This is a genomic window from Haloarcula amylolytica JCM 13557, assembly GCF_000336615.1.
Classification (GTDB): Archaea; Halobacteriota; Halobacteria; order Halobacteriales; family Haloarculaceae; genus Haloarcula; species Haloarcula amylolytica.
Genome location: NZ_AOLW01000007.1, coordinates 55,061 through 77,045 on the forward strand (window position 1 = coordinate 55,061; position 21,985 = coordinate 77,045).

At 56.1% G+C, this 21,985-nt stretch carries 28 protein-coding genes; 15 read left to right on the top strand and 13 right to left on the bottom strand.

Going from position 1 to position 21,985, the window contains the following annotated elements; translation table 11 throughout:
* Nucleotides 1-6 precede the first annotated feature (6 nt).
* Genes C442_RS22010 through C442_RS02500 form a run of 3 tightly spaced genes read right to left on the bottom strand, consistent with a single transcriptional unit; the run spans nt 7 to nt 2,524 of the window.
* Nucleotides 7-1,860 carry a hypothetical protein gene (locus tag C442_RS22010; RefSeq protein WP_008307558.1) on the bottom strand — a complete coding sequence of 618 codons (1,854 nt, stop codon included), beginning with the start codon at nt 1,858-1,860 and terminating at the stop codon, nt 7-9.
* Nucleotides 1,857-2,087 carry a hypothetical protein gene (locus C442_RS02495; protein WP_049942777.1) on the bottom strand — a complete coding sequence of 77 codons (231 nt, stop codon included), beginning with the start codon at nt 2,085-2,087 and terminating at the stop codon, nt 1,857-1,859. The genes C442_RS22010 and C442_RS02495 overlap by 4 nt, the downstream gene beginning before the upstream one ends.
* 5 nt (nt 2,088-2,092) lie before the next feature.
* Nucleotides 2,093-2,524, bottom strand: coding sequence for a hypothetical protein (locus C442_RS02500; protein ID WP_008307561.1), 432 nt, complete (start codon nt 2,522-2,524; stop codon nt 2,093-2,095).
* Nucleotides 2,525-2,646: 122 nt separating this feature from the next.
* Here C442_RS02500 and C442_RS02505 point away from each other — a divergent pair, with 122 nt between their 5' ends.
* Both C442_RS02505 and C442_RS02510 read left to right on the top strand, forming a co-directional pair.
* Nucleotides 2,647-2,829 (top strand): hypothetical protein, encoded by a 183-nt coding sequence (locus tag C442_RS02505; protein WP_005537171.1) that lies wholly within the window; start codon nt 2,647-2,649, stop codon nt 2,827-2,829.
* 223 nt (nt 2,830-3,052) lie between these two features.
* A complete protein-coding gene (locus C442_RS02510; protein WP_008307563.1) occupies nt 3,053-3,310 on the top strand; it encodes a DUF7386 family protein in 258 nt (85 codons plus the stop codon).
* 16 nt (nt 3,311-3,326) lie between these two features.
* Here the strand turns inward: C442_RS02510 and C442_RS20735 are convergent, their stop codons facing one another.
* Entirely contained in the window at nt 3,327-4,799 is a 1,473-nt protein-coding gene (locus tag C442_RS20735) for a pentapeptide repeat-containing protein (RefSeq protein ID WP_161606618.1), read from the bottom strand.
* Between the two features lie 110 nt (nt 4,800-4,909).
* Here C442_RS20735 and C442_RS02515 point away from each other — a divergent pair, with 110 nt between their 5' ends.
* The 3 genes from C442_RS02515 to C442_RS02525 all read left to right on the top strand — a co-directional run bounded on the left by C442_RS02515 (nt 4,910) and on the right by C442_RS02525 (nt 8,444).
* A complete protein-coding gene (locus tag C442_RS02515; RefSeq protein WP_008307564.1) occupies nt 4,910-5,983 on the top strand; it encodes a hypothetical protein in 1,074 nt (357 codons plus the stop codon).
* A 2-nt stretch (nt 5,984-5,985) separates the two neighbouring features.
* Nucleotides 5,986-7,221, top strand: a complete 1,236-nt coding sequence (locus C442_RS21405) for a hypothetical protein (protein WP_152418422.1) — start codon at nt 5,986-5,988, stop codon at nt 7,219-7,221.
* Nucleotides 7,222-7,370: 149 nt separating this feature from the next.
* A complete protein-coding gene (locus tag C442_RS02525; protein WP_008307569.1) occupies nt 7,371-8,444 on the top strand; it encodes a Cdc6/Cdc18 family protein in 1,074 nt (357 codons plus the stop codon).
* Between the two features lie 88 nt (nt 8,445-8,532).
* Here C442_RS02525 and C442_RS02530 read toward each other — a convergent pair whose 3' ends face one another.
* Entirely contained in the window at nt 8,533-9,294 is a 762-nt protein-coding gene (locus tag C442_RS02530; RefSeq protein WP_049942778.1) for a hypothetical protein, read from the bottom strand.
* A 225-nt stretch (nt 9,295-9,519) separates the two neighbouring features.
* Between C442_RS02530 and C442_RS21410 the strand changes: the two genes are divergently transcribed.
* The 3 genes from C442_RS21410 to C442_RS02540 are packed head-to-tail and all read left to right on the top strand — an operon-like array spanning nt 9,520 to nt 10,607.
* Entirely contained in the window at nt 9,520-9,891 is a 372-nt protein-coding gene (locus C442_RS21410) for a hypothetical protein (protein WP_152418423.1), read from the top strand.
* A gap of 25 nt (nt 9,892-9,916) precedes the next feature.
* On the top strand, nt 9,917-10,312 hold the full coding sequence (locus tag C442_RS20740) for a pentapeptide repeat-containing protein (RefSeq protein ID WP_080504270.1): 396 nt from the start codon (nt 9,917-9,919) through the stop codon (nt 10,310-10,312).
* A gap of 58 nt (nt 10,313-10,370) precedes the next feature.
* Nucleotides 10,371-10,607, top strand: coding sequence for a hypothetical protein (locus tag C442_RS02540; RefSeq protein ID WP_008307574.1), 237 nt, complete (start codon nt 10,371-10,373; stop codon nt 10,605-10,607).
* 7 nt (nt 10,608-10,614) lie between these two features.
* Here C442_RS02540 and C442_RS02545 read toward each other — a convergent pair whose 3' ends face one another.
* Nucleotides 10,615-10,863 (bottom strand): type IV toxin-antitoxin system AbiEi family antitoxin domain-containing protein, encoded by a 249-nt coding sequence (locus C442_RS02545; RefSeq protein ID WP_008307575.1) that lies wholly within the window; start codon nt 10,861-10,863, stop codon nt 10,615-10,617.
* A 342-nt stretch (nt 10,864-11,205) separates the two neighbouring features.
* Here C442_RS02545 and C442_RS02550 point away from each other — a divergent pair, with 342 nt between their 5' ends.
* Complete coding sequence (locus tag C442_RS02550; protein ID WP_008307577.1) at nt 11,206-11,466, top strand: hypothetical protein; 261 nt, start codon at nt 11,206-11,208, stop codon at nt 11,464-11,466.
* 8 nt (nt 11,467-11,474) lie between these two features.
* On the opposite strand, the gene C442_RS02555 is transcribed toward C442_RS02550, so the two are convergent.
* Complete coding sequence (locus C442_RS02555; RefSeq protein WP_008307580.1) at nt 11,475-11,762, bottom strand: hypothetical protein; 288 nt, start codon at nt 11,760-11,762, stop codon at nt 11,475-11,477.
* Between the two features lie 65 nt (nt 11,763-11,827).
* Between C442_RS02555 and C442_RS22820 the strand changes: the two genes are divergently transcribed.
* Together C442_RS22820 and C442_RS02560 are read left to right on the top strand one after the other, a co-directional pair.
* Nucleotides 11,828-11,950 carry a hypothetical protein gene (locus tag C442_RS22820; RefSeq protein WP_275039402.1) on the top strand — a complete coding sequence of 41 codons (123 nt, stop codon included), beginning with the start codon at nt 11,828-11,830 and terminating at the stop codon, nt 11,948-11,950.
* Nucleotides 11,947-12,969: a tyrosine-type recombinase/integrase gene (locus tag C442_RS02560; RefSeq protein WP_008307581.1), complete on the top strand. Its 1,023-nt coding sequence runs from the start codon at nt 11,947-11,949 to the stop codon at nt 12,967-12,969. Before C442_RS22820 ends, C442_RS02560 begins: the two co-directional genes overlap by 4 nt.
* A 162-nt stretch (nt 12,970-13,131) precedes the next feature.
* Here C442_RS02560 and engB read toward each other — a convergent pair whose 3' ends face one another.
* The gene (gene engB, locus C442_RS02565; RefSeq protein WP_008307583.1) at nt 13,132-13,749 is read right to left on the bottom strand and encodes a GTP-binding protein EngB; all 618 of its coding nucleotides are present in this window, start codon (nt 13,747-13,749) and stop codon (nt 13,132-13,134) included.
* 147 nt (nt 13,750-13,896) lie between these two features.
* Between engB and C442_RS02570 the strand changes: the two genes are divergently transcribed.
* Nucleotides 13,897-15,177 carry a TIGR00341 family protein gene (locus C442_RS02570; RefSeq protein ID WP_008307584.1) on the top strand — a complete coding sequence of 427 codons (1,281 nt, stop codon included), beginning with the start codon at nt 13,897-13,899 and terminating at the stop codon, nt 15,175-15,177.
* Nucleotides 15,178-15,238: 61 nt separating this feature from the next.
* Nucleotides 15,239-15,952 carry an SIMPL domain-containing protein gene (locus tag C442_RS02575; RefSeq protein ID WP_008307586.1) on the top strand — a complete coding sequence of 238 codons (714 nt, stop codon included), beginning with the start codon at nt 15,239-15,241 and terminating at the stop codon, nt 15,950-15,952.
* 196 nt (nt 15,953-16,148) lie between these two features.
* Here the strand turns inward: C442_RS02575 and C442_RS02580 are convergent, their stop codons facing one another.
* Nucleotides 16,149-17,144: an NOG1 family protein gene (locus tag C442_RS02580; RefSeq protein ID WP_008307588.1), complete on the bottom strand. Its 996-nt coding sequence runs from the start codon at nt 17,142-17,144 to the stop codon at nt 16,149-16,151.
* A gap of 94 nt (nt 17,145-17,238) precedes the next feature.
* Between C442_RS02580 and C442_RS02585 the strand changes: the two genes are divergently transcribed.
* The gene (locus C442_RS02585; protein WP_008307590.1) at nt 17,239-17,556 is read left to right on the top strand and encodes an ASCH domain-containing protein; all 318 of its coding nucleotides are present in this window, start codon (nt 17,239-17,241) and stop codon (nt 17,554-17,556) included.
* Between the two features lie 14 nt (nt 17,557-17,570).
* On the opposite strand, the gene C442_RS02590 is transcribed toward C442_RS02585, so the two are convergent.
* Complete coding sequence (locus C442_RS02590) at nt 17,571-18,671, bottom strand: sensor histidine kinase (protein WP_008307591.1); 1,101 nt, start codon at nt 18,669-18,671, stop codon at nt 17,571-17,573.
* A gap of 219 nt (nt 18,672-18,890) precedes the next feature.
* Here C442_RS02590 and C442_RS22825 point away from each other — a divergent pair, with 219 nt between their 5' ends.
* Nucleotides 18,891-19,022, top strand: a complete 132-nt coding sequence (locus tag C442_RS22825; RefSeq protein ID WP_275039403.1) for a hypothetical protein — start codon at nt 18,891-18,893, stop codon at nt 19,020-19,022.
* Between the two features lie 5 nt (nt 19,023-19,027).
* Here C442_RS22825 and C442_RS02595 read toward each other — a convergent pair whose 3' ends face one another.
* The 3 genes from C442_RS02595 to pdxT all read right to left on the bottom strand — a co-directional run bounded on the left by C442_RS02595 (nt 19,028) and on the right by pdxT (nt 21,955).
* A complete protein-coding gene (locus tag C442_RS02595; RefSeq protein ID WP_008307595.1) occupies nt 19,028-20,965 on the bottom strand; it encodes a response regulator in 1,938 nt (645 codons plus the stop codon).
* A gap of 63 nt (nt 20,966-21,028) precedes the next feature.
* On the bottom strand, nt 21,029-21,325 hold the full coding sequence (gene hisE, locus C442_RS02600) for a phosphoribosyl-ATP diphosphatase (protein WP_008307596.1): 297 nt from the start codon (nt 21,323-21,325) through the stop codon (nt 21,029-21,031).
* 36 nt (nt 21,326-21,361) lie between these two features.
* Nucleotides 21,362-21,955, bottom strand: a complete 594-nt coding sequence (gene pdxT / locus C442_RS02605) for a pyridoxal 5'-phosphate synthase glutaminase subunit PdxT (RefSeq protein ID WP_008307597.1) — start codon at nt 21,953-21,955, stop codon at nt 21,362-21,364.
* Between the last annotated feature and the right edge of the window lie 30 nt (nt 21,956-21,985).

The window sequence follows — 21,985 nt, forward strand, 5'->3', positions numbered from 1 at the left end:
GGTGGGTTAGTTCTGGAGAACGACGATAGCCAGTAGCGTGCCGATGACGGCCAGCGCCACGACGGGTGAAACACTGCCACCACCGAGTAAGCCACCGCCAGCAGATTGTTTCATAGCCTTTTCGCGGGCTTCGATCTGTGCCCGTCGGTATGCCAGATCCTCGTACTGCTGTTTGAGTTCGGTAACATTCGTCGTCTTGTAGACTGTTTTCTGTATGGTGGCGTTCTCGGTAGTCTCACCGCTTGTCGTGGTGATTCTGTCGATGGTGAATGTCCCATCTAACTCTACGATACGGTCACTGGTGACGACGTACTGCGTACCACCGATATTGGTCGTGTTGTAGGTCGTCCCGTTCTCGAATTGCCCGCTGGCAGGGTTCTCCTGACTGAACAGCACGCCTTCGTACTGCGTGCCGTCCCCAGTGGTGACGTTGAAGCTCCCGATCTGGTCGAAGTTATTTGGGCTGTTGGTCCCGAGTAGGGTGAGCTGTGCGGCAGCCCAGCCCTGGAAGTCGTCACCCGGCGACTGCTGGTTAGCTAGGACGTAGGGGTCTACGAGGTCGCTATTGTTGATTTCTCCCTGCTGGTAGGCGCTATACGTGTTTTCCGCCAGTGTGTCCATTTCTGATTTGGCGGAGGTAGACTGCGATTTGATTTCTGACCATTGTGCGGCGTAGCGGACGAAATCAATGGATTTGGCGGTGCTTGTGCTGCTATCGCCTTTGACTTCGACGCCAGATATGTCCGTAGTCCAGTCCCCGCTCTGGCTGTCCTGTCCTGTTGGTGAGAGATACTGACGTTCACCGCTATCAATCTGGAATTGATAGGTTTGGCTGTCAGAACAGGAACTACAACCATCATCGAACACCTCGACTTGATACACTTGGCAGTTCGCGGAGTCGCCGTTTTCGAGAGTTAAGGTTGTTGAGGCAGTCGATCTTTCAGTGATGCCGACATACTGGCCGGTATTTGCCATCGCGGGGTACTGTTGGGTGCTCGAGATACCCGACTCATTATCTTCGACACCCTCAATATACTCGTAGTTCGCCAACTGACGGTTCCACTCTGATATAAGATTACGCTGTTTCGAAGCGTAAAATTCGTCAATCGCACTCTTTGCCTCAGCCTTGGCTGCGGCCTTGCTACTGCCGTTGTTGAGCGCTCTGATGTAGGCGTTCTTGCCAAGAATAAGTGCCTGAGTCCGTGCGCCCTGAAGGTTGTTGTCCAGGCTGGTGTGGTAGTTCTCAGACGCCGCCTTGCTGTTCTGAGCGGACTGGTAAATATCTAATTTCGTCTGTTGAGCATCTGTACCTGTCGTGTTTACTGTTGTAGTGCCCGGTTGTGGGGAACAGTCCAGGTTCTCCACATTAGACAGCAGTTCGTCAAGTTGATCACGAGCAGTACACAGTGTGTCAGTGTCACCGCCTGTACTGCCGATACTGGTATGTGACCCGAGCGTGTTGGATGCCACCCCGCTCTTGGCATCGAACTTCGGTTCTCCGCCGGTAGCGCCGGTGACGGTAACGTTCACCGTATCATAGGCTCCTTCGTTCCAGAGAACCAGTTTGTCGCCCTGGATATTGGCGGTATTGTGGGTCTGACGCGCTAAGACAGTCGGACTTCCCGGCCCCTCCATAGTTCTAAACTCTACTTCGATATCCACACCGGAGTCAATAGCAGAGGTATCGACGATTAACGCTCTCTCTCCGCCCGAGAACTCGTACCCGACAGGCCCGCCATCCGTCGTGGTTGGGGTCGGAGTGGCCGTGTCCGTCGTCTGTGCCAGCGCAGGACCGGCGGCCCCGACAATGGTAGAACAGACAATGAGGGTGGCGAGCAGGAGCGAGCGAGTCCGGGTCACTGTTGACGCCCTCCGTCGGCTTCGACCTGCTCGACGCTGGTGCGAACGTCTTGATCATCAGCGCCAGCTGTGGTATCTCGTTCTTTGACGTGGTGCGCCCCGATCACGGCAGCGGCGACGATGGCCGGGACGACGACGGGGAAAGGATCACCGACGACAGCCGAGGCAATTGTGGACCCAGAGACGCCGATAACGCCCATAAGCCCATAGCTGAGTATGCGGTCCATCGGATTCACCCCAGGTAGCTGATGACGTAGTAGCCGGCAGCCTCAACGGCAACGACGGTCAGACCGATAGCGGCCGAGCCAACCACGATATCCTGCGCGCCGAGGATGTTTAGCCCGGTGAACAGGACGATGACGAGTGTCCCAAGCGCGAGGTAGGTTTCGACAGTGGCCGACCCTTTGGCAATCTCAACGAGATCGGTGTCGAGTTGGTAGTTCTTGTTACGACTCTCGTTGACGCGGTTGGTGGCATACGCCATCGCCAGGGCGGCGAGCGACAGCAGAAACGCGAGGTCGACGCTCGTGCCCTGGACGGTGAACACAGACGCGGCGAGGTCGTAGCCGAGCAGACTGATCGATGCGATACCGTTGGTGACGAACGCGCTGGCGGTGAAAATCACACCAGCCAGAGCGTCTTCGATGTCTATCTTTCCGAACATGGGTTGCACCGGCCGTGAGTACGACCGTATTCCGGCCGTGCAGTCTGCTGGCTAGAAAGCACCGAATCGCGGTATTCCCGGGACTCAGTAAATTTTAGTATCGGGACTGCACCGCCGGTGGCATGGAGATGCGAAAACTCTCCCCGGCAGGCGGCTGTGTGACCGTCTCGATACCGATAGACGATCTCCGCGAGCGCGGTGTCGTTGACGAGGATGGCGAGCTGGTGGGCAACCACTGGGCGAAGGTCGAGAGTCTTGACCAGGACGACGAAGGCGACTACCGATTAGAGTTGGTCAGCCCATGATGCGAGCCCGACCCCACGGGGTCAGACTCAGATGTAACGCCAATCCTCGATGTATGCACCTGTGGGCTGTGGGCCGTGGGCTACGGTGCATAGAATCGATCCGGTTGGGCTGGGAGATCGCCCCGACCAAACCGTCGGCCCGACCCCAGTTTATGAAGAACCACCCTGACGCTCACTCCAGAACAACGGGAACCAACCCCCGGTACATACAATCGTTTAAACAATGACCCGACGCACTAGTCTCAAGATCACCGACGAACGGCAGCGACTACTGGATAAGGCGAGTGCGATTGTCGCGAGCGATCAGCACGACGACCCACCGATGTCCGACGTGCTGGACGCGGCGCTGACGCATCTGGTCGAGAGTGAAGAGAATATCCAGAACGCGCGAGAAGAGCTAGACCCCGAGACGATACAGTGGTTCAACACTAGTGTTCTCGGGTTACGATACCGAACGAATGTGGAGAGTCGGTGGCGGTAGCATTCTCTGTGAATACCTATTCTGTTGCTCTTCTCCCTAATGTAAATACAAACATAGCTACGAGTAGCGCTCCAATAATCGACTCAAATAAAGCCAAGCCAGCAACCGAGTCAATAGGTGCGTAGTACACATTGGAGGGAGTCAAAAATCTGCTAATAGACAATTGAAATGGGGATAGCATTCCCCAGGTCCACTCTCCAGAGAGTCTATATTTCAACACTTGTCCAGATTCTAAATCTCGAACTCCTGTCAGCCCATAAGCCAAAGCAAATAGAACAATAGTCAGGCCAGCCACAGCCAGTACCCTACCCGGACTTTCACCGTGACGCATAGTGAGCCGGTGGAATGCTAATCTTAACCAAGAGAGAGTCTTCCTACCGAATTGAATCTTTCTTTCTACTTCTTTTTCTCGGATTGCAAACCAGCGTTTGTGTTCGGTTACAAGACTATTATCGTACACTCGCTGAAGATCTCTGTACCAACCTACAGCAGTTCTGAGATGCTCACTTGTCTTATCAGAACCTCTATGTGAAATCCGGGATCTGAACCGTGAGAGACTATTTTTGCCTTTGTCTGTGTGGTTGATTGTTGAGAGATATTCTTTTACCGTATAATCCTCAGGCTTCACACCAAGCGACTCTTCTATAGTAACCTCAGAAGGGGGTGATGTGAATATATCAAAGTCGATCTCATTTTGCCCTTCGTGAAATCGGTCTGATGCAAACTCATAAACACTAACCCAGTCAAAGTCTGTATCCTTATCTACTATACTCCCTCTCAAATCCATATTCTCAGTTCTTGCCCAATTGAATTCGGCTTGACGTAGGTCAGAACCAGAGAAATCGGCTCCTTTTGCAAACGATCTATTAAAATCGCCATTAAAAACATCAGCTTTCTCGAAACATGTCCTCCTTATATTTGCTGCTTCAAACTCTACGTCATGTAGCTCTGCTTCTCTAAATGATCCGCCTGAGACATCTGCACGATTAAATTTCACTGAACTTCCTGTGGCTTCGTCAAAACATACCTCAGATAATACCGACTCAGAAAAATTTGCACCCTTTATTTTTGAGTCACAAAAACATGTATCAACCATTTTCGTATCACTGACAGTTTTACGCAACCTTTCGCTATCAAACTTGGACCCTTCGAGACTCGCTTGTGAGAAGTCTCCATTATGAATTATGGCCGCTCTGAAATCTGCGCTATCTATATTAGATTCCTGAAAATCAGGGTTATAAAGAGTGAAACTCTTGAAGTCTATTCGATTTTGCAACTCAGCCTGTCTGAGGTATGCATCATCAACTCTCTTCTTTCCAGCATCTGCAGACTTCTTTAGTTCTGCAATTGGCTTGTTAGTCTCCTCAGCGTGCCATACACAGTCTCCATCTTTCCAAACATCACGAGAACAACTCCTTGGTTTAACCCCGTTAGGAAGATCTGAAGCGTCAGCTGAGTATCCACATATAGAATCTTGTTCACCAGACACTAACGACATCATATTGAGAAGAAGATTAGTATGTTATGGTTTGACGAGAATCATAATATGAGTCTGACGAATTCACTTGACTTATGTGAGTGGCCTCTGTTCTATAATTGATGAGCGTCTTCGAAGTTGATAGAAATTCGTTCGAAGACAGTCGTGACTTTCACACCTATCTTTCTCAAAATTATAGCAGGTTAAGCGGTGGAGATCTCTATATCATTGCGGGAATCACTGAGTTGCCCAAGACGGATTTTATTGAAAATATTCAGAGAAACGGATGGGAAATCATAGAAGAGCTAGGAGACGTATTGAAATTAAAAAATGAGTATTCAGAAAACTCTACTGCAGAATCATACCTAACGTTCGATAGACAGGAACAGCTATTCTTTCTGTATACTGACCAGAGAAAGACCGAAGAGATCAAACATGGAATAGAACCACTCTTGGCTAACACACCTGGCCTGCATTACTTGTATATAAGCCCACGTATTCTGCGGGAAATTCGCGAACAAATTGCTGAAGATTACGAAGCAGCACGTGTGACCAGATTTATTGCAAAGCGAACTTCTGGAACGGACATACATGCTAATAAGCGTGCCGGGACACGTAGAACTATAAATTACTACGGATCTGACGGTCTACAAACCATCCGAGAAGTCGAGAGAGAGTACGGTGTTCTACCTCATATCATGACAATATCTATACCAAGTGAACTCACATTTAGTATAGACAAAAGTGGGATATTCAAACTTCAATCCGGCTCTCTACTAACACTCTTTGAGTACTTGGAAGAGTGTATTGAAAGCTGTCTTGAAATCAAGGACGCTTATGACCACACGGATTACAGCACTATCGAAATGGCGAGCGGAGTCGAAATTTCGAAATCGAAACCGGCCGTAGTAGAGCTACAGACTCCGCTTGAACACCCTGATTTGATTGAATTAAAAAACAATCTCAGAAAAGAGGAGTACCTGATATACGATGTCTATACTGATCGCGAAACGATATCTATGTCTGGCAAGGTATACGATGAAGACTACAACATGTTCTTTAACATACAGGTAGATGAGACTCAAATCCGGATTTTTCCGGAAGAGGAGAGTGACATAAGCTCTTTTATCGGGTTCCTCGAGTTTATTCATGTAAACGTTGACGAGCGAGCGGAACCAGTTGCTGTCACCAATTAACAATGGGTATTGATATATCAGAGCTGACAGATGACCAAGTTCTCAACGAATATCTTACTGATATTCGTGGAAATGAGGTATACGAACCTAAATTTGAGGAACGATGCGAAGAATATCTCAATGACGAGGATAAACTGGAAAAAGCCAGACAACGCTACAATTCCCGCCGTGAGCAAGCTCAGCACAGAAAGTGGATTCTGACGACCGTCATGTCTGCATTTATTCAGGGGGGAGTACTCAATGAGGGTACGAAATGGGAATTTGAGACTGCACGTCCGCTCCAAAGGGAACTTGACGAAACAGTTGACTTACTCGTCGGTAAGCGTCCTACTGGCTCTGTATTATTAGTTGCCCATGTCCCACTACGTGAGCAACCTCACACAACGATCAAGAATGCTGATAAGATAGCTAATAAAATCTATAGCAAGATACCCACTTTAGAGGATGAAATATCGATGCCGGTGGAATCCGATGAAATTGAAACTGCAATTGTGGTCGAAGAAGCCAGAGATCGGACCACGGCAGATGCAATTGAAAACTATGAGGATGAAAATTCACCCACAACACCACTATATTTATGGAAGGTAGCCAGTGATGGAGAGATTGTGGAAGATGCAGAGGAATTATTGGATCGTGATGACGACAGAGTAAATACGGATTTGGAAACTGCGCAATTATTCTCGATATATACTGATATCAAAACTGGCACTGGTGACACTCGAAACCACTCTGATAAACTTGGCGAAGAACTGAAAAGTGGTGTAGAAGTTTCACGGTCTGAACGGCCCGTTCCTGACTTCTTCATTAGAAGTCATCACAGTATTTTACTCGAACACTCCGTTATGAAGATGTGTAAAAAGCGTTCGGAAGAGGACATTCCAAATACCCACTTTTCTAAGAACGAGTTGATAGATTACTTTTCAAACACGCTTTCGATTACAAATCCCCGCCCGGTTGCCTCAAGAATGGTCGCAAAGTGCATTCGTCGGTGGGAATATTTAGACGTTATTACAGATATCCCTGCCAGTAAGGATCAGATTAATGATGGAAGTAAGTCATACAGATTTAGATCAAAATTTGAGCGGCCGAAACGGATATTATTAGAGGGAATTGACGTTTACGGGAATTACGAAGATATGTCGGTAGAATTACAGGTAAAAATCGAAGCGATGCGAGAGATTCTTCAAGACTTCTACGATGATGTTGGCCCCCAATCTCCTTTAGACAAGTTTGCGTAACAATCAGATGCCTCTGACTATATCGTACAATCTCATACCCATTTCTGATGTCGCAGAGGACTCATTAAGCATACGTTCTGGATTGCTTCTCTCTCTCCCGGAAGTGTCGCATCTGTTTATATACCCGCCTGTTCTCACCCACACCCAGGATGATCGCCGACCCTGCTGTCTTCGACGATGAGCACCTCCCGCGTCGCCTCCTCCATCGAGAAGCCGCTGTTGACCACCTTTCCCGTGCGTGGGAACCGGCACTTGGTGGTGATCAGGCCCACGACGTACTGATTCACGGCCCACCTGGTGTAGGAAAGACAGCGCTGACCAAACACTCTCTACAGAAGCTTACCGGACACGCCGACGTTCAGACAGCCCACGTTCGCTGTCTCGGGAAAACGACCGCCGGTGTTGTCCGCTCAGTTCTTCACGATCTCCCTGGTAGCGACCCGTCGGTGAACGTCCCTCGTGAGGATCTTTGTATCCAGCTCCAAGAGCGCGTCACCAGTCCGGTGATCGTTGTCCTCGACGAGGCTGACGGTCTCCCATCGACTGATGCACTGGACCGGCTGGTAGATGTCGAGAACCTATCTGTCGTCGTTATCTGCCACGACCCAGATGAGTGGCTATCTCGAATTGATGGGAGACTCCGGCGACGGCTGTCATTCGCCGAATTCGGTCTGGACCGCTACAGTGTCGACGAGCTGGCGGACATTCTCGAAGCACGAGCGAACCTTGGGCTTCCGTCAGAATCGATCACCCGCGAGCAGTTGGAGACAATAGCTGATGAGGTGGCTGGCGTTGCACGGAATGGGATACAGGCACTTCGACAGGCCGCGACTCGGGCTGAGGAACTGCAACACGACCGGATTACTGACGAAGATGTGAGCGAGTCGTTCGAGCGGGCACGACGAAACATCCGTGAGTTGAATCTGGAGTCACTGCCGTTCCATCATCAACTGCTGTACGAACTGATTCGTATGGGCGATGGGCTGGAGGCAGGCGAACTACACGACCGGTACGAAGCCGTTGCTGACCAAGCGTACCATGGGCGTGAGCAGACTCCGATCTCGGAGCGGTCGAGGCGACTGAAACTATCGAAGCTGGAGAGTTACGACTTGATTGAGGTAGAAGGAGAAAATAGGCACCGATCATATACAGCCAGTGATAAACGGGTAGAACCAGCTATCCGAGTGAATTTGAAACTTAACTCTAACAACTACTGCCAGTGATACTTGTCTTATCAGAACACATAGAAAGCGACCAAGTATACCCAAGCACTAATTTAGTCAGTTGTAGCTATCCGTTGACTTGCTGGGACTAAGACTGCGGATCTGGGAGGTGATTTGGAATGATATCACTAAAGAACTCATAATGGGTGCTTCCCAGACCTGGCCAGCTCAAGTGATTTCCCAGAGAGACAACATCGAACGAATCAGTCTCACCGGTTCTGAGCGAGGTAGAGATCACATCTGACTCTCTCTCATCACTATAATCAAAGTCCTTAGCTTCATATTCTGCATTCAGTGTCACCTCATAACCGAATTCTTCGATCATCTCAAAGCTAAGGTCTTTCGACATAATCACCACTGTATCCGGATCTACTTTCTCTAACACCTCTTTATTCGTCTCCCGGCAGAACTCTTCATAAGCCTGAACCGCATCTTGGTCCTCTACAGCGTTGAGGACACTACTGTGGGAATCCGAAGTACTAGACCGTAGGAAATATCGGTTCATTTCTACGACCTCACTCAATAATTCGGGTTCATTATTGAAGATGCATCGCTTGACCGTCGATTTGTGACGGTAGTCTACTGAATCGTCTTCTAAGTGTGTCAAATGTCGCATAGAGAAGCCATCTGGGTAGTTATGGAGACTTTTGTGATAGACCTCTCCAGTCTCTTCATCTTCTGTGATGTGTTTCTGCTTATAATTGGGGTTATACCCGATCAATAGAATTGATCTCTCGTCTGTGATTGGGCTTTTAAATACTTCAAATCCAGCTTCCCGAAACCCGAAGTCCGATTCCCAAATGTCGTACATTTCAGTGACTTTCTCTTGTGTCCAGTCTTTATATCTCATAATTATCCAGATACATACCATTCACAAAATACTACTGCAAAATATTCACTGAGAGGATGCAACTATTACTAATTACGAATTAGCCGCTTCTCAAACTCCCTCAACTAAACAATGCCGTGTTGCTCAATGCGATAGATTTGGAATTTAATTCACTCTCTACCTTGGTGGTTTAAAATACCTAAACCGGTATTTTTATTGGGAACACTCCACCGAGTACAAGTCCCAATGATCGAAGAAACAACGTCTCGCCGCCGCTACGAGTGGTGTATTACGATTGAGACTGGTAGTGAAGATCTCGACTCTCTATACCAGGGATTTGAAAGCTCATCTGCACTCGGCAACCTCTTTGCTATGTGGCTAAAGGATCGAGGAGAAATATCAAAATGGTCCGATGCACGTCAGTTTGGCAAAATCGTAGTAAAATATAGCGATCTCACACCCCGTGTCATCGCAGTGTGGCTCGGTCTCTCTCCCGATACATTCTCGGCACAACCTGCTCCGGAAGGTGTGCCGGTTCCGGTCAAGCAAGCATTGTCCTGGCAGTTCACTAGTCCAGATGGACACCCAATGACACTCGAACGGATCATCCGGGAATAGAACCATCGGCTCAGAATCCTAAGATATGGCTACCAAAATTTCCAGTCAACACATGCACATCCCAAATGACGACTTGACACCTGACGACATTCGCCCAGATGCAGACCTCAGTGGGGTATCTCTTGAGGATGCAAATCTCCATAACGCTGACCTCTCTGGTGCAAATCTCTCTAATGCCACACTTCGAAAGGCAGACCTCACCAATGCAAATCTACAGCACGCAAATCTCAACACGGCAACTCTGTCTTACGCAGATCTTTCTGGTGCAATTCTTTACGATGCTGACCTAGCCGGTGCAGATCTTCGATTCGCCACTCTAACTGGTGCGGATCTTCGGAAGACCGGCCTTTCACTCACCGAATTCAAAAAAGCAGGCGCGGCCGTCTGTGGGCAGGAAATACGCAGCGTAGAACACGAGTAGACTTCTCCCGGAAACCTAGCACCTTTTTAACCCGTTTCTTCCCCTCGGTCCACAGTGTATGGAAGGCACAATCGAAGTCTACACTGGTGAGGAGGTGAACGTCGAGCACATCAAAGCTCTCGGGAACGGCGGTGCTCGGTTCGACATCACCGCTGAAGACGGCCGGAAGTGGCGCGTCGACGTGGCCCGCGACGGCGATACAGAGATCGTGACGAGCTGGCACGACGGCAAGTTAGCCGATCTCGAATTACCGGAGTGGGCCGGTGACGTGACGGCACGACTCGCGAGGGTCTAAGAGAATGTCAGTCGGCGTCTTCGACGGGATCGAGTTCGCTGGCGTCGAGTTCCTCGTTGAGGAATGCACGCCCGTCATCGGTCAGTCGGTAGAGACCGCGCCCGATCTTCTCGACCAGCCCGTACTGGGTAAGCTCAGAGAGTCGATCACGGGCGTAGTTGGCAGCGGCTATGTCGAAAGTATCATCGAGAGCTTGGGGTGTCATGTTCCCTTCATCTCGAATCGTTTCCAGAATGGCTTCGTCAGTCTGAGTCATCCAATCAGCACGCTGCCTGGGCACATCAAGCGGTGTGGCTGTGGAACTCATAGGTGTATCGGTGCATTAGACATCTATTTGCAATCACTTGTATCTCAGCGTAGTAGCACAGATTAATCTGTGCAATTCACAGAAAAGTATTTCAGTAGAGGCGTTATACAGGTGAAGTGACCCGCCCATCGGACCAGAAAGGTCCGGCGTGCTGGCACACGCCGGGTGGGTCGTTTCCCGTTTGAGGCTTAGACGACCCATGAAGTACGAGAGCAAGCGGGCTATTGAAAGTAGCCCAACGACCAGCGGTATAGCTATTCGACAGACGATGCCACGCGGGGGTGCGTCCGCGTGAGTCGTACAAGACGATTCGAGCAGGCTCGCGATGCGATCCGTGTACTCGACAAGGTGGACGAGGTCACCATTCGGCGCGACGCCAGCGACGTGCCGGCGTTTATCAGAGTTCAATTGAAAGCCGAGGTGGCGCAGACAACCATCGGAATGACGGAGACGCTGAAGGAGTACGACTTAAAGCTCTGTCTTGCCGACGCAATTCGAGAACACATGGTTATCGGCGTTGCACCGATGGACGAAGAGGTGTTTGCAGAATGACGGCCGAGCTACCGCATCGCGTCGTCGATGAGTGCGTCGAGGTCGAGAGAATCAAGAAAGTCCTCGCTATCGGCCTGGATCTTTTTTCTGGTATCGTCGTCCCCCATCGCCAGGCTGTTGACGCTCTCTTTCAGGTGATCCGCGTCGAAATAGCAATCCGGACAGAGCGGAATCCAGACCGCACCAATGGGTGGGCCGAAGTCCCGTTCCTCTCTAAGATAGTCGGTCCAGTCAAAAGGAGGATTCAGTTCTCGGGGTGCAGGGCTATCGCCGCACTTCGCACACGTTTCGCTCATCTGTCGAGTAGCACCAGTTTGGGCAAGTCAGTCTCACGTAATGAAAGTGCGGGAGGTGTGTCCGCGTGAGCGACCGCGTTATCGAAGACGTGAACAAGTGCGAGACGGACGGCTGTGAGAACTTCTGTTATCCCGGTGAGTCCTGCTGTCTGGGCTGTTACCGGAAACGAAAGCGGGGGCGAGCATGAGCGAGGATCTGATGGATCTCTCGCCGGGGGAAGGTATCGAGCGGTTCCTCCGACACCGCGAACCCTCCGTCCGCGAGAGTACGATGCGGAACGCGAAGACGCGACTCCGGTTCTTCAGGGAGTGGTGTGAAGAGCGCGACATCGAGAACCTGAACAACCTCACCGGCCGCGATCTGGCCGATTTCGTGGCTTGGCGACGGGGTGACATCGCGGCGCTGACCCTCCAGAAGCAACTATCGACGATTCGCGAAGCGCTTCGATACTGGGCCGACATCGAGGGCGTTGACGATGGGCTGGCTGAGAAGGTCCATGCTCCCGAGCTGCCCGACGGGGCCGAAAGCCGCGAAGTCCACCTGAGCGTAGACCGGGCACACCGGATACTCGAATACCTTCACGAGTACCGCTACGCGAGCCGGGATCACGTCGTCTTTCTGATCTTGTGGAAGACGGCGATGCGCCGGTCGGCCCTTCGGTCACTGGACGTTGACGATCTTCGTCCCGACGACTACGCGCTGGTGCTGGAGCATCGAATCGACGAGGGAACGAAACTCAAAAACGGCGAAGACGGCGAGCGGTGGGTCTACCTTGGTCCGAGTGATTACCAGGTCGTCGACGATTATCTCGACAACCCGGACCGCTACGAACGAACCGACGACTACGGCCGCAAGCCACTCATTACCTCGCAGCACGGCCGGCCCACGGGTGACACTATCTACAAGTGGGTGAACAAGCTCACCCAGCCGTGCGTTCTCAATGGGTGTCCCCACGACGCTGACCCGTCGGACCCGTCGACCTGCGAGGCACTGGGTTCGCGTGCGGCCCACAGCAAGTGCCCTTCCTCTCGGTCACCCCACGGACTCCGGCGTGGCAGTATCACGTACCACCTGAACAGCGACGTATCTCCGGAGATCGTCAGCGAGCGATGCGACGTATCGCTCGAAGTGCTGTACGAGCACTACGACGTGCGGACGAATCAGGAGAAAATGGCGGTTCGAAAGAAGCAACTGGAGCGAATCTAACATGAAAGTTACCAAACACAACCCCCCGTTGTCGTGTAAATTTCAGACTACTACCCGGCGAGTCCATTCCGACTTTTCATTGTTCCGAAGGGCCCCTGAGTACGGCTCGAAGCTACTGCAGACCGATCACGAACCCAGAAACCGCTGCATAGAGCCGGTGGATCAGAAGAACTGAAACAGGTCGTCCCGCTGGGCCTCGTGAAGGTGGTGCCGGACGGCCTCGTTCAGCGGCTCGACGGAGCCGCGCTTCGCGCTGATCGGCGCGATAGTCTCCTGCCACTGTTGCCATGGCGGGTGCAGTCCGAGTCGGTCACAGAGTTCGTTCAAGCGGTCGTCCTTGTCGTCGACCTTGTCCATCTTGTTGACGGCGACGACGGGTTCGACGCCCACTTCTCGGAGGAAGTGAAACATCTCCACGTCGTGTGGGATCTCGTCGGGGCCGGAGTGGCGGTCGATGATGTCGATGACCGACTTGCCGTCCACGACGAGGATGCCGACGAGGATGTTCTCGGCGTTCCGCTCGACGTACTGGACCACGTCGGTCTTGATTTCCTCGCGGACGTCTTCGGGGACGCCTTTCATGTACCCGAAGCCGGGGAGGTCACTGATGACGAAATCGGCGCTGGCCCAGTCGAAGTGGTTGGGCGAACGCGTGACACCGGGTCGCTGGCCCGTGTCGAACGTGTGGCCCGTTATCTCGCGCATCAACGTCGATTTCCCGACGTTTGACCGACCGACGAGCACCACCTCGGCGTCCCGGTCCGGTCGTGATTCGAACATACCCCGTGTACTCCGCCGGCGGGGAAAAGCGCGTCCGTTTCCCGAGGACCGACTGTTTCGCGATTCATAGCCGCGTCTCGCTCCAGTTCTGCACCCGGGACCCGCTAACTAGCCGCTTTTTTACCCTCGCGGGTCCCACCCGGAGCCGTGCGGCTGGTACAGATACTGATTCCGACCGGAAAGCGCGACGCCGTCCTGGGCGTGTTGGCCGAGGAGGGCATCGACTACGTGCTCACCGACGAGACGAGCGGGCGGGAGTTCACCGCTGTCGTCACCTTTCCAGTCCCGACCAACGCACTCGAACCAGTCCTCGAAGAGCTGCGGGACGTCGGTATCAACGACGACGGCTATACGGTCGTCGTGGACGCGAACACCGTCATCTCCAGTCAGTTCGACGAGCTAGAGGAGACGTACGCCGAGGAGGAAGACGAAGACCGCATCGCGCGAGAGGAACTCACCTCGAAGGCAAACGACCTCGCTCCCTCGATGTCGAACTACGCGCTCATGACCATCATCAGCGCGATTATCGCGACTGCCGGGCTCCTGCTCGACTCCCCGGCCGTCGTCGTCGGCTCGATGGTCATCGCGCCGCTCATCGGCCCGGCGATGACCGCCAACGTCGGCACCGTTGTCGACGACCACGAGATGTTCATTCAGGGCGTCAAACTCCAGGCCGTCGGGCTCGGACTCGCCGTAGCAAGCGCGACTGTTTTCGCCCTGCTGGTCCGGTACGCCAACGTCATCCCGCCGCTCACCGACGTGACCACGGTCGGCCAGATACGCGAGCGGGTCGCCCCCGACTTCCTCTCGCTGATCGTCGCGCTCGGCGCTGGCGCGGCCGGTGTCGTCAGCCTCACCAGCGGCGTCTCGACGGCACTGGTCGGCGTCATGATCGCCGTCGCACTTATCCCGCCGGCGGCCACGGTCGGCATCGGTATCGCGTGGGGCCAGCCGCTCGTCAGTCTCGGGTCCGCCGTGCTCCTGCTGGTGAACGTCCTCTCGATCAACCTCGCAGTGCTCGTCGGGCTCTGGTACCAGGGCTACCGCCCGGAACACTGGTTCCAGGAGAGCGACGCACGGTCGGCGACTGTCAAACGAATCGGCGTCCTCGTCCTGTCGATACTCGTCCTGTCGGCGTTCCTGGGCGGCGTCACCTTCGACTCCTACCAGCAGGCGACGACGGAGTCGGACATCCGCGACGCCATCCAGGGCAGCGTCGACCCGCCGGCTCGCGTGCTGACGGTCGAAATCGAGTACACCAACACTGCGATATTCCAACAGCCGCGCCGCGTCATCGTCACCGTCGGTCTGCCGCCGGACGCGGAGCAGCCACTGCTTGTCGACCAACTGGATGCTCTGGCTGATGACGCGGCCGGCCGAGACGTTGCGACGGAAGTTCGCTACGTCACTGTCGAACGGAACGGCTGACGCTCAAAGCCGACTTTGAGCGTTCGACGATGTAAATACCACTGGGTGTGTCGGAGACGATATGGTATCACGACCACTCGCAATCGCTGGTGTGCTGGCACTGCTCGTCGCCGGCGGCGTCGGGTTCGCACTCGCGGACACCGGGGCCGTCGCGCCGTCGACGAATTCGACCGTGAGCGTCAACGCTGACGCGACCGTCGAACGCGCGCCCGACCGTGCAACCGTCACCGTCGCCGCCGTGGGCCGCGGTGAGACTGCCGAAGCAGCGCGCAACAACCTCAGCGGTGACGCCGACGCCATTACGTCGGCGCTGGAAGACGAGGGCGCGAACGTGACCTCCTCGCGGTTCCAGGTCCGCCCCGAGTACGAGGAGAGTCGAGAGGGCCGCGAACAGGTCGGCTACGTGGCGATCCACACCGTCGAAGCCGAGACGAGCAACGTTTCGACTGCCGGGACACTCATCGATGCCGCAGTCGACGCCGGCGCGGACCGCGTCGAGGGCGTGCGCTACTCCTTGAGCGAGGAGACGCGACAGGCCGCTCGCGAGGAAGCCCTGACGACCGCGATGGACAACGCCCGAACGGACGCCGAAGTCGTCGCCGCTGCGGAGGATCGGTCCGTCGGTGACGCCGTCACGGTCCAGACCAGCGACCACGGCCGCCCCGTCGTGTACGCGGAAGCGATGGCCGCCAGTGATGCCGGCGGACGGACGAGCATCCAGCCCGGCGATGTCACTGTCGACGCCTCTGTCAGTGTCTCGTACGAACTAGAATAAGCCGTTCTGACTCGCCACTGCGGTTCCTTGTTCGGATTGATCAAGACGCCTCCCGTTGGTGACCGCAGTCCTCGCGGGTCGCTTCGCTCCCCGCTCGGAGTGTTCGAGACGCCTCCCGTTGGTGACCGCAGTCCTCGCGGGTCGCTTCGCTCCCCGCTCGGAGTGTTCGAGACGCCTCCCGTTGGTCGGCGTCTCGCTATTCGTCAAACGGCAGTTCGATCTCGTACCCCACCGCGTCGATAGCAGCCTGCAGGACACCGTCGACGTTGTCGTCTTCGGTGACGCTCATATAGTGGTCGGCCTCGACGTCCGTCGAGAGGTCGCTCTTGTTCGCAATCGTCAGTACGGGCACGTCGAAGCGCGCTTCGATGTCGTTGCGCAGTTCCAGTTGGTCCGCGAGCGGGTAACCACACTCGCCGCTGGGGTCGACGAACACGAGAACGGCGTCGGCGAGGTGTTCGAGCGCGCTCACGGCCTGTGATTCGATCTCATTGCGGTCCTCCGGCGGCCGGTCGAGCAGGCCGGGGGTGTCGACGAGCTGATAGCGGATGCGCTGGTCCTCGAAGTGCCCGACGCGGATCTGCGTCGTCGTGAACGGATACGAGGCGATCTCGTTGTCGGCCCGCGTGACGCGGTTGACGAACGACGACTTGCCGACGTTGGGGTAGCCGGCGACGACGATGGCCGGCTCGTCCGGTCGGATGTCGGGGATGTCTTTGAGGGCGTTGTGCGCCGTCGAGATGGCGGCGAGGTTGTCTTCGACCTCCTCGACCACGTCGGCGATACGGGCGAACGCCTGCTTGCGGAGCTTCCGGGCGGTGTCGATATCGCCGCGGGCGACGCGGCTCTCGTACTCCTGGCGGATCTCGACGACCTTGTCGGCGGCCCACGAAACCTCTGCGAGGTGCTGTTTCAGCGCGTCGATACCGGGGTCGTTGTCTGCGGGGTAGGCTTCGCCGATGACCGCGTCGGCGAGTTCGATATAGAAGGGGTCCAGATCGTCGATCGTCGGCCACGCCGTCACCACGTTCTCCATGTTGTCGGAGGCGATGTTCGACGCCGTCATCAGCATCGACTGCTGGGCTTCGTTCCCGTCCTTGGCCCCGCCGGCGCGCGACGCCCGCGAGAAGGCTTTGTCCACGAGCTCCTCGGCGGTGGGCGTCGTCGGCAGACCCTCGAAGGGATGGCTCATAGGTCACGTTGACGTCCGGAGCGTAAAAGCGCATTCAATCGCTCCCCAAACTGTTGCGAGTCACGTTTTTGAGCGTCCCGACCGCAGTTCCGGTATGGCACAGATTGACGCCGGCGAGATTCTCCCCAACGACCACGTCCAGCAGATGGCCGCCGAGGGACGGGTCACCCAGATGCACCGCGGCCACCAGTACGCCGACGAGGGCGACACGTTCGAGATCGACGGCACCGAGTTCGCGGTGACAGACGTAACACACCGGACACTGGGCGACATGACCGACGAGGACGCACAGCGTGAGGGGTCGGAAGACCTCGACGCGTACAAAGAACGGATGAAGAAAGTCCACGGCAGCTTTGAGTGGGACGACGACAGCGAGGTCGTCCGGCATCGGTTCGCGCCAGTCGAAGAATAACCGCGGTCACCCGGTCAGGGCGCGAACTCGACACCAGTTATTTCGAACCGCGCGCCGCCGCTCTCACTGCTTGTCGCCCGGATACGCCAGCCGTGAGCTCCCGCGATCTCCTTGACTATCGCAAGTCCGAACCCCGTCCCGCCATCTCCTGTCGTGTAGCCGCTCTCGAACACCGTTTCCCGGTCGATTTCGGGGATTCCGGGGCCGTCGTCCTCGACGTAGAAGCCGGTCCCGTCGTCGAGTTCTCCAACCGTAATCGTCAGGTCAGGCTCACCGCCGTCAATGTCGTCGGCCCCCGTCCGACTGCCCGTGGAGCCATGCTCCACACTGTTCCGAAACAGGTTCTCGACGAGCTGTCGCAGCCGCTCCTGGTCAGCCATAATCGGCCGCATCGCTTCGGTTTCGAGCGCTGCGTTCCCAGTCCCGACAGTCGCCCAGCAGTCGGAACTCAGTGGCCCGATGTCGACGGGTTCGACGTCGCTTATTTGCTCGCCCTGCTGTGCGAGCGTCAGCAGGTCCTCGATGAGCGTATCGATCCGCTCGTGGGCGGTCCCGATAGCGTCGAGGTGCTCGCTGTCGTGGTCCGCCTGGGCCAGCTTGAGACGGCCACGCGCGACGCTGAGCGGGTTCCGGAGGTCGTGTGACAGGACGCCGGCGAACCGCTCTAACTGTTCGTTCTGTCGCTTGAGTTCTTGCTCCTGGGTTTCGAGCCGCTGTGTGTACGCTTCGAGCTGGTTCGTCCGTATGGTAGCCTTCGTCTCCTCGATACCGATTATTAGCCCACCGATGGAGCCGAGCATCAGCGCGATGGCCTGGGTCCCGTTCGCCCACTCGACAGTGACGCCCGGATGGAGGTCGCGCAGGAGGATGAACCCGAACATCACGGCGATACCGCCAAGCACCCACGCGATGATCCGCGGATAGTGGTGCTTAGTGATCTCGGACTGTGGCAGCCAGTAGCCCGTGTATATGAGCATGCCGCCCGGGCCGCCGATGAACAGCAGGTCGAGCAGCGCGAGCAGTATCGACCCGGTGGCTCGAAAGGCCAGCACCGCCTGAACGACCGCGAGCAGGATCAAGATCCCACCGGCCACAATGACCACGAACGGCAGCATAGATCTGTCCGATTTCGACGCCGCTCGTCGCCACAGCCCGGCGGAACCGGCACTTTCCGTGTTAGAATCCACGGTCAGACTAGGCTCCGAGCATAGATATTTTGGACTATTTTTACTGTAGGACTGTATTCGAGTGAATACAGCGCACGACTGCCCGCGAGCGGGCTGCCACCGCGCCGCAGACAACCCTTATCAACTACGGTAACTATCAGTAACTACATGACAGAGACGATGAGCAAGTCGAAAGCGGACGATCCGGAGCGGGCGCATCTCGCGGACGTTGCGGATGGCTGTGGCTGCACCGAAATCTGGGAGCACATGAGCGAAGCCCGCGACGCAGACGACAACTGAGCGCCCTATTCTTCCGATGCCACGTCGACGCCTGTAAACTCGAAGCGTGCGCCGCCGCTCTCACTTTCGGTGAGCGTGACCGTCCACCCGTGAGCAGTGGCGATCTGTGAGATTATCGAGAGTCCGAACCCGGTGCCGTCAGTCGTCGTCGAGTAGCCGCTTTCGAACACCCTCTCCCGGTCGGCTTCGGGGATGCCCGGGCCGTCATCCGAGACGGCGAACCCGCCCGGTATTTCGCTAATCGCCACTGTCACGCCTGGAGCGTCGTGTTTATCGGTACCGCCGGACTGCATCCGACTGTCCGTAGCGCTGTGCTCTACGGCGTTTCGGATCAGGTTCTCCAGTAATTGTTTGAGCCGCGTCATGTCCGCCTGTATCTTGCGGTCGGTGTCGACCACCAGTGCCGCGCCGTCGGTATCGACTACCTCCCAGCAGTCCTTGACTGCCGTCGCCAGTGCCACCGTTTCCATCTCCGCGACGCTGTCGCCGGTCCGGGCCAGCAACAGCAGGTCGTCAATCAACGCCTGCATCCGGTCGAGCGCCTGCTCTATCGCAACGATGTTGTCGTCGTCGCACTCTTCTCTCAGCGTACCCAGTCGGCCGATAGCGACGTTTAAGGGGTTGCGAAGGTCGTGACTGACGACTGTCGCGAACTGTTCCAGACGGTCGTTTTGCGTCGATAGTTCCTGCTCACGGTCACGGAGTTGTTTGTCGCGCTCGACAGCGGCGAGGGCCGCCTCCATGTTCGCCGCGAGGATGCGTCCAGCGACGATGTCTGCTTCGTCAAACGCGTCGATAGTCGCCGATGCGGCGATGAGAATGCCGTACTCCCCCAGTGGCAGATACAGTTCGCTGCGTATCGGCGTCTCGGGGTTCTGTACGTCTTCCTCCAACCGCACGTCAGGCACTGCGGTCGCCTCGCCATGCTCGTACACCCGCCAGGCGATGCTGTCGCCCGGCTCGAATGTCGGGATATCACCGACCAACTGCCGGAGCGACGCGGTCGCGGCGACGGGTTCCAGTTGTCCATCGTCGTTGATGAGGTGGACGGCGTTCGCGTCGAGTCCGATAATCTCGGCGGCGGCGTTGACCCCGATACCGGCGACTTTGTTGCGGACTTCTGCGGCCATCAATTGCCGGGTGGCCTCGTGCAGCGCTTCGAGCCGCTGTTCGCGCTCGTCCGTATCGCCCCGGTCGCTGATGACCGAAACTGTGCCGTCTTCGCCGTCCCAGGTCACGTCACACGCCGTGACGCTGGCCTGCACTCTGTTGCCAGAGAGGGTCCGTATCGTCCGGCTGACTTGGCCGGCCGTCTGGCCGTTCTCGACGACGCGTTCAACGGTCTCGGTCCCGCCGTCCGTTGTCGGTTCGACGAGGTCGGTCAGTGGCCGGTCACAGAGGTCGTCGCTGTCTGCTGCGCCGAAAAACCCCACCGCCGCCGGGTTCGCATACACGACGGTGTCGGTCACGCTGACGAGGACCGCATCGCTCGTCACGTCGAGAATCCGTTTCGTCCGCTCCTGTGCGGTATCGGCCGTTGCTTTCGCTCTGACTCGTTCGACTGCGTTTCGGACTCGTTCCGCGAGCACGGCGTACTGCTGGGACCCATGTCTTTTTTGAATATAGTCAGTGACACCGGCCGAGACTGCCTCGCTTGCGAGTGACTCGCTCCCCTGACTGGTAAATAACAGGAACGGCATATCCGGGTCTCTGGCGCGGACCGCCTCCAGAAACTCCAGCCCGTCGATGCCGGGCATGTCGTAGTCGCTGACGATGCAGTCCACGTCGTGCTCGTCCAGATATGACAGTCCGTCCGTAGCGCTCGTGACCCCGGTGGCGTCGATCGCCTCGTCGTTGCGTTCGAGATGTGTCGCGATCAGGTCTGCGTACGACGGTTCGTCATCGACACAGAGGACTGTAACGCCCGACGCCACATGGCCCATACCCCTGATAGGAACTGTGTCCGTGTCAATCTGTCGCGGCCTCTCACCTGGTGACGGATCGTCTCACCGCCGCTTGGCCAACTCCGCCCGCAAATCGTCGACGTCCATGTCCTTCATCGACAACAGGACGAGCAGGTGATAGACGATATCGGCCGATTCGTGGGCGAGCTCATCGGTATCGTCGTCTTTGGCCGCCAGAATTAGCTCCGTCGTCTCCTCGCCCAGCTTCTCCAGCACGGCGTTCTCGCCCTTTTCGTGGGTGAACAGCGACGCCGTGTAGGAGTCCTCGGGAAGGTTCGCCTTGCGGTCCTCGATGACAGCGAACAGTTCGTCGATAACGTCACCGGTGTCGTCGCTCATAGCCGCCGTTCGGTCAGCGGGGCCTTCAGGCCGTCGCTACGACTCCACCGAGTCGAAAAAGGCCAGGTCGTGGATGCGCGGGTCCTCGGTCAGTTCGGGGTGGAACGACGTGCCGACGACCGGTCCCTCACGGACCGCGACTGGGTGGTCGTCCCACGTCGCCAGCACTTCGACGTCCGTGCCGACGTAGTCGATGACCGGTGCGCGGATGAACACCGCCGGGAACGGGTCGTCGAGACCCTCGACCGCCAGTGGGGCCTCGAAGCTGTCCTTCTGTCGCCCGAACGCGTTGCGCTCGACGGAGACGTCGATGACGTTCAGCGTGTCGACGCGGTCGTCCTGTGCGTCGCTCGCGCTGACGATGAGCCCGGCACACGTCGCCAGCACCGGCTTGCCGGCTTCGACGTGGGACTGGATTTCGTCGGCGATGCCCTCCCGGTGGATGAGCCGCGATATCGTGGTCGATTCCCCGCCCGGTAGCAACAGCACATCGCAGTCGGGGACGACCCCGGACTCGCGTATCTCGACGACCTCCGCCGTCTGGTCGTGGGCCGCTGCCGCCCGCCTGATCGCGTCTCCGTGTTCAGAGACATCGCCCTGAACAGCGAGTACACCCGCACGTAGCGTCATACGTCACCGTTAGTGAGCCTGTGCGAAAAG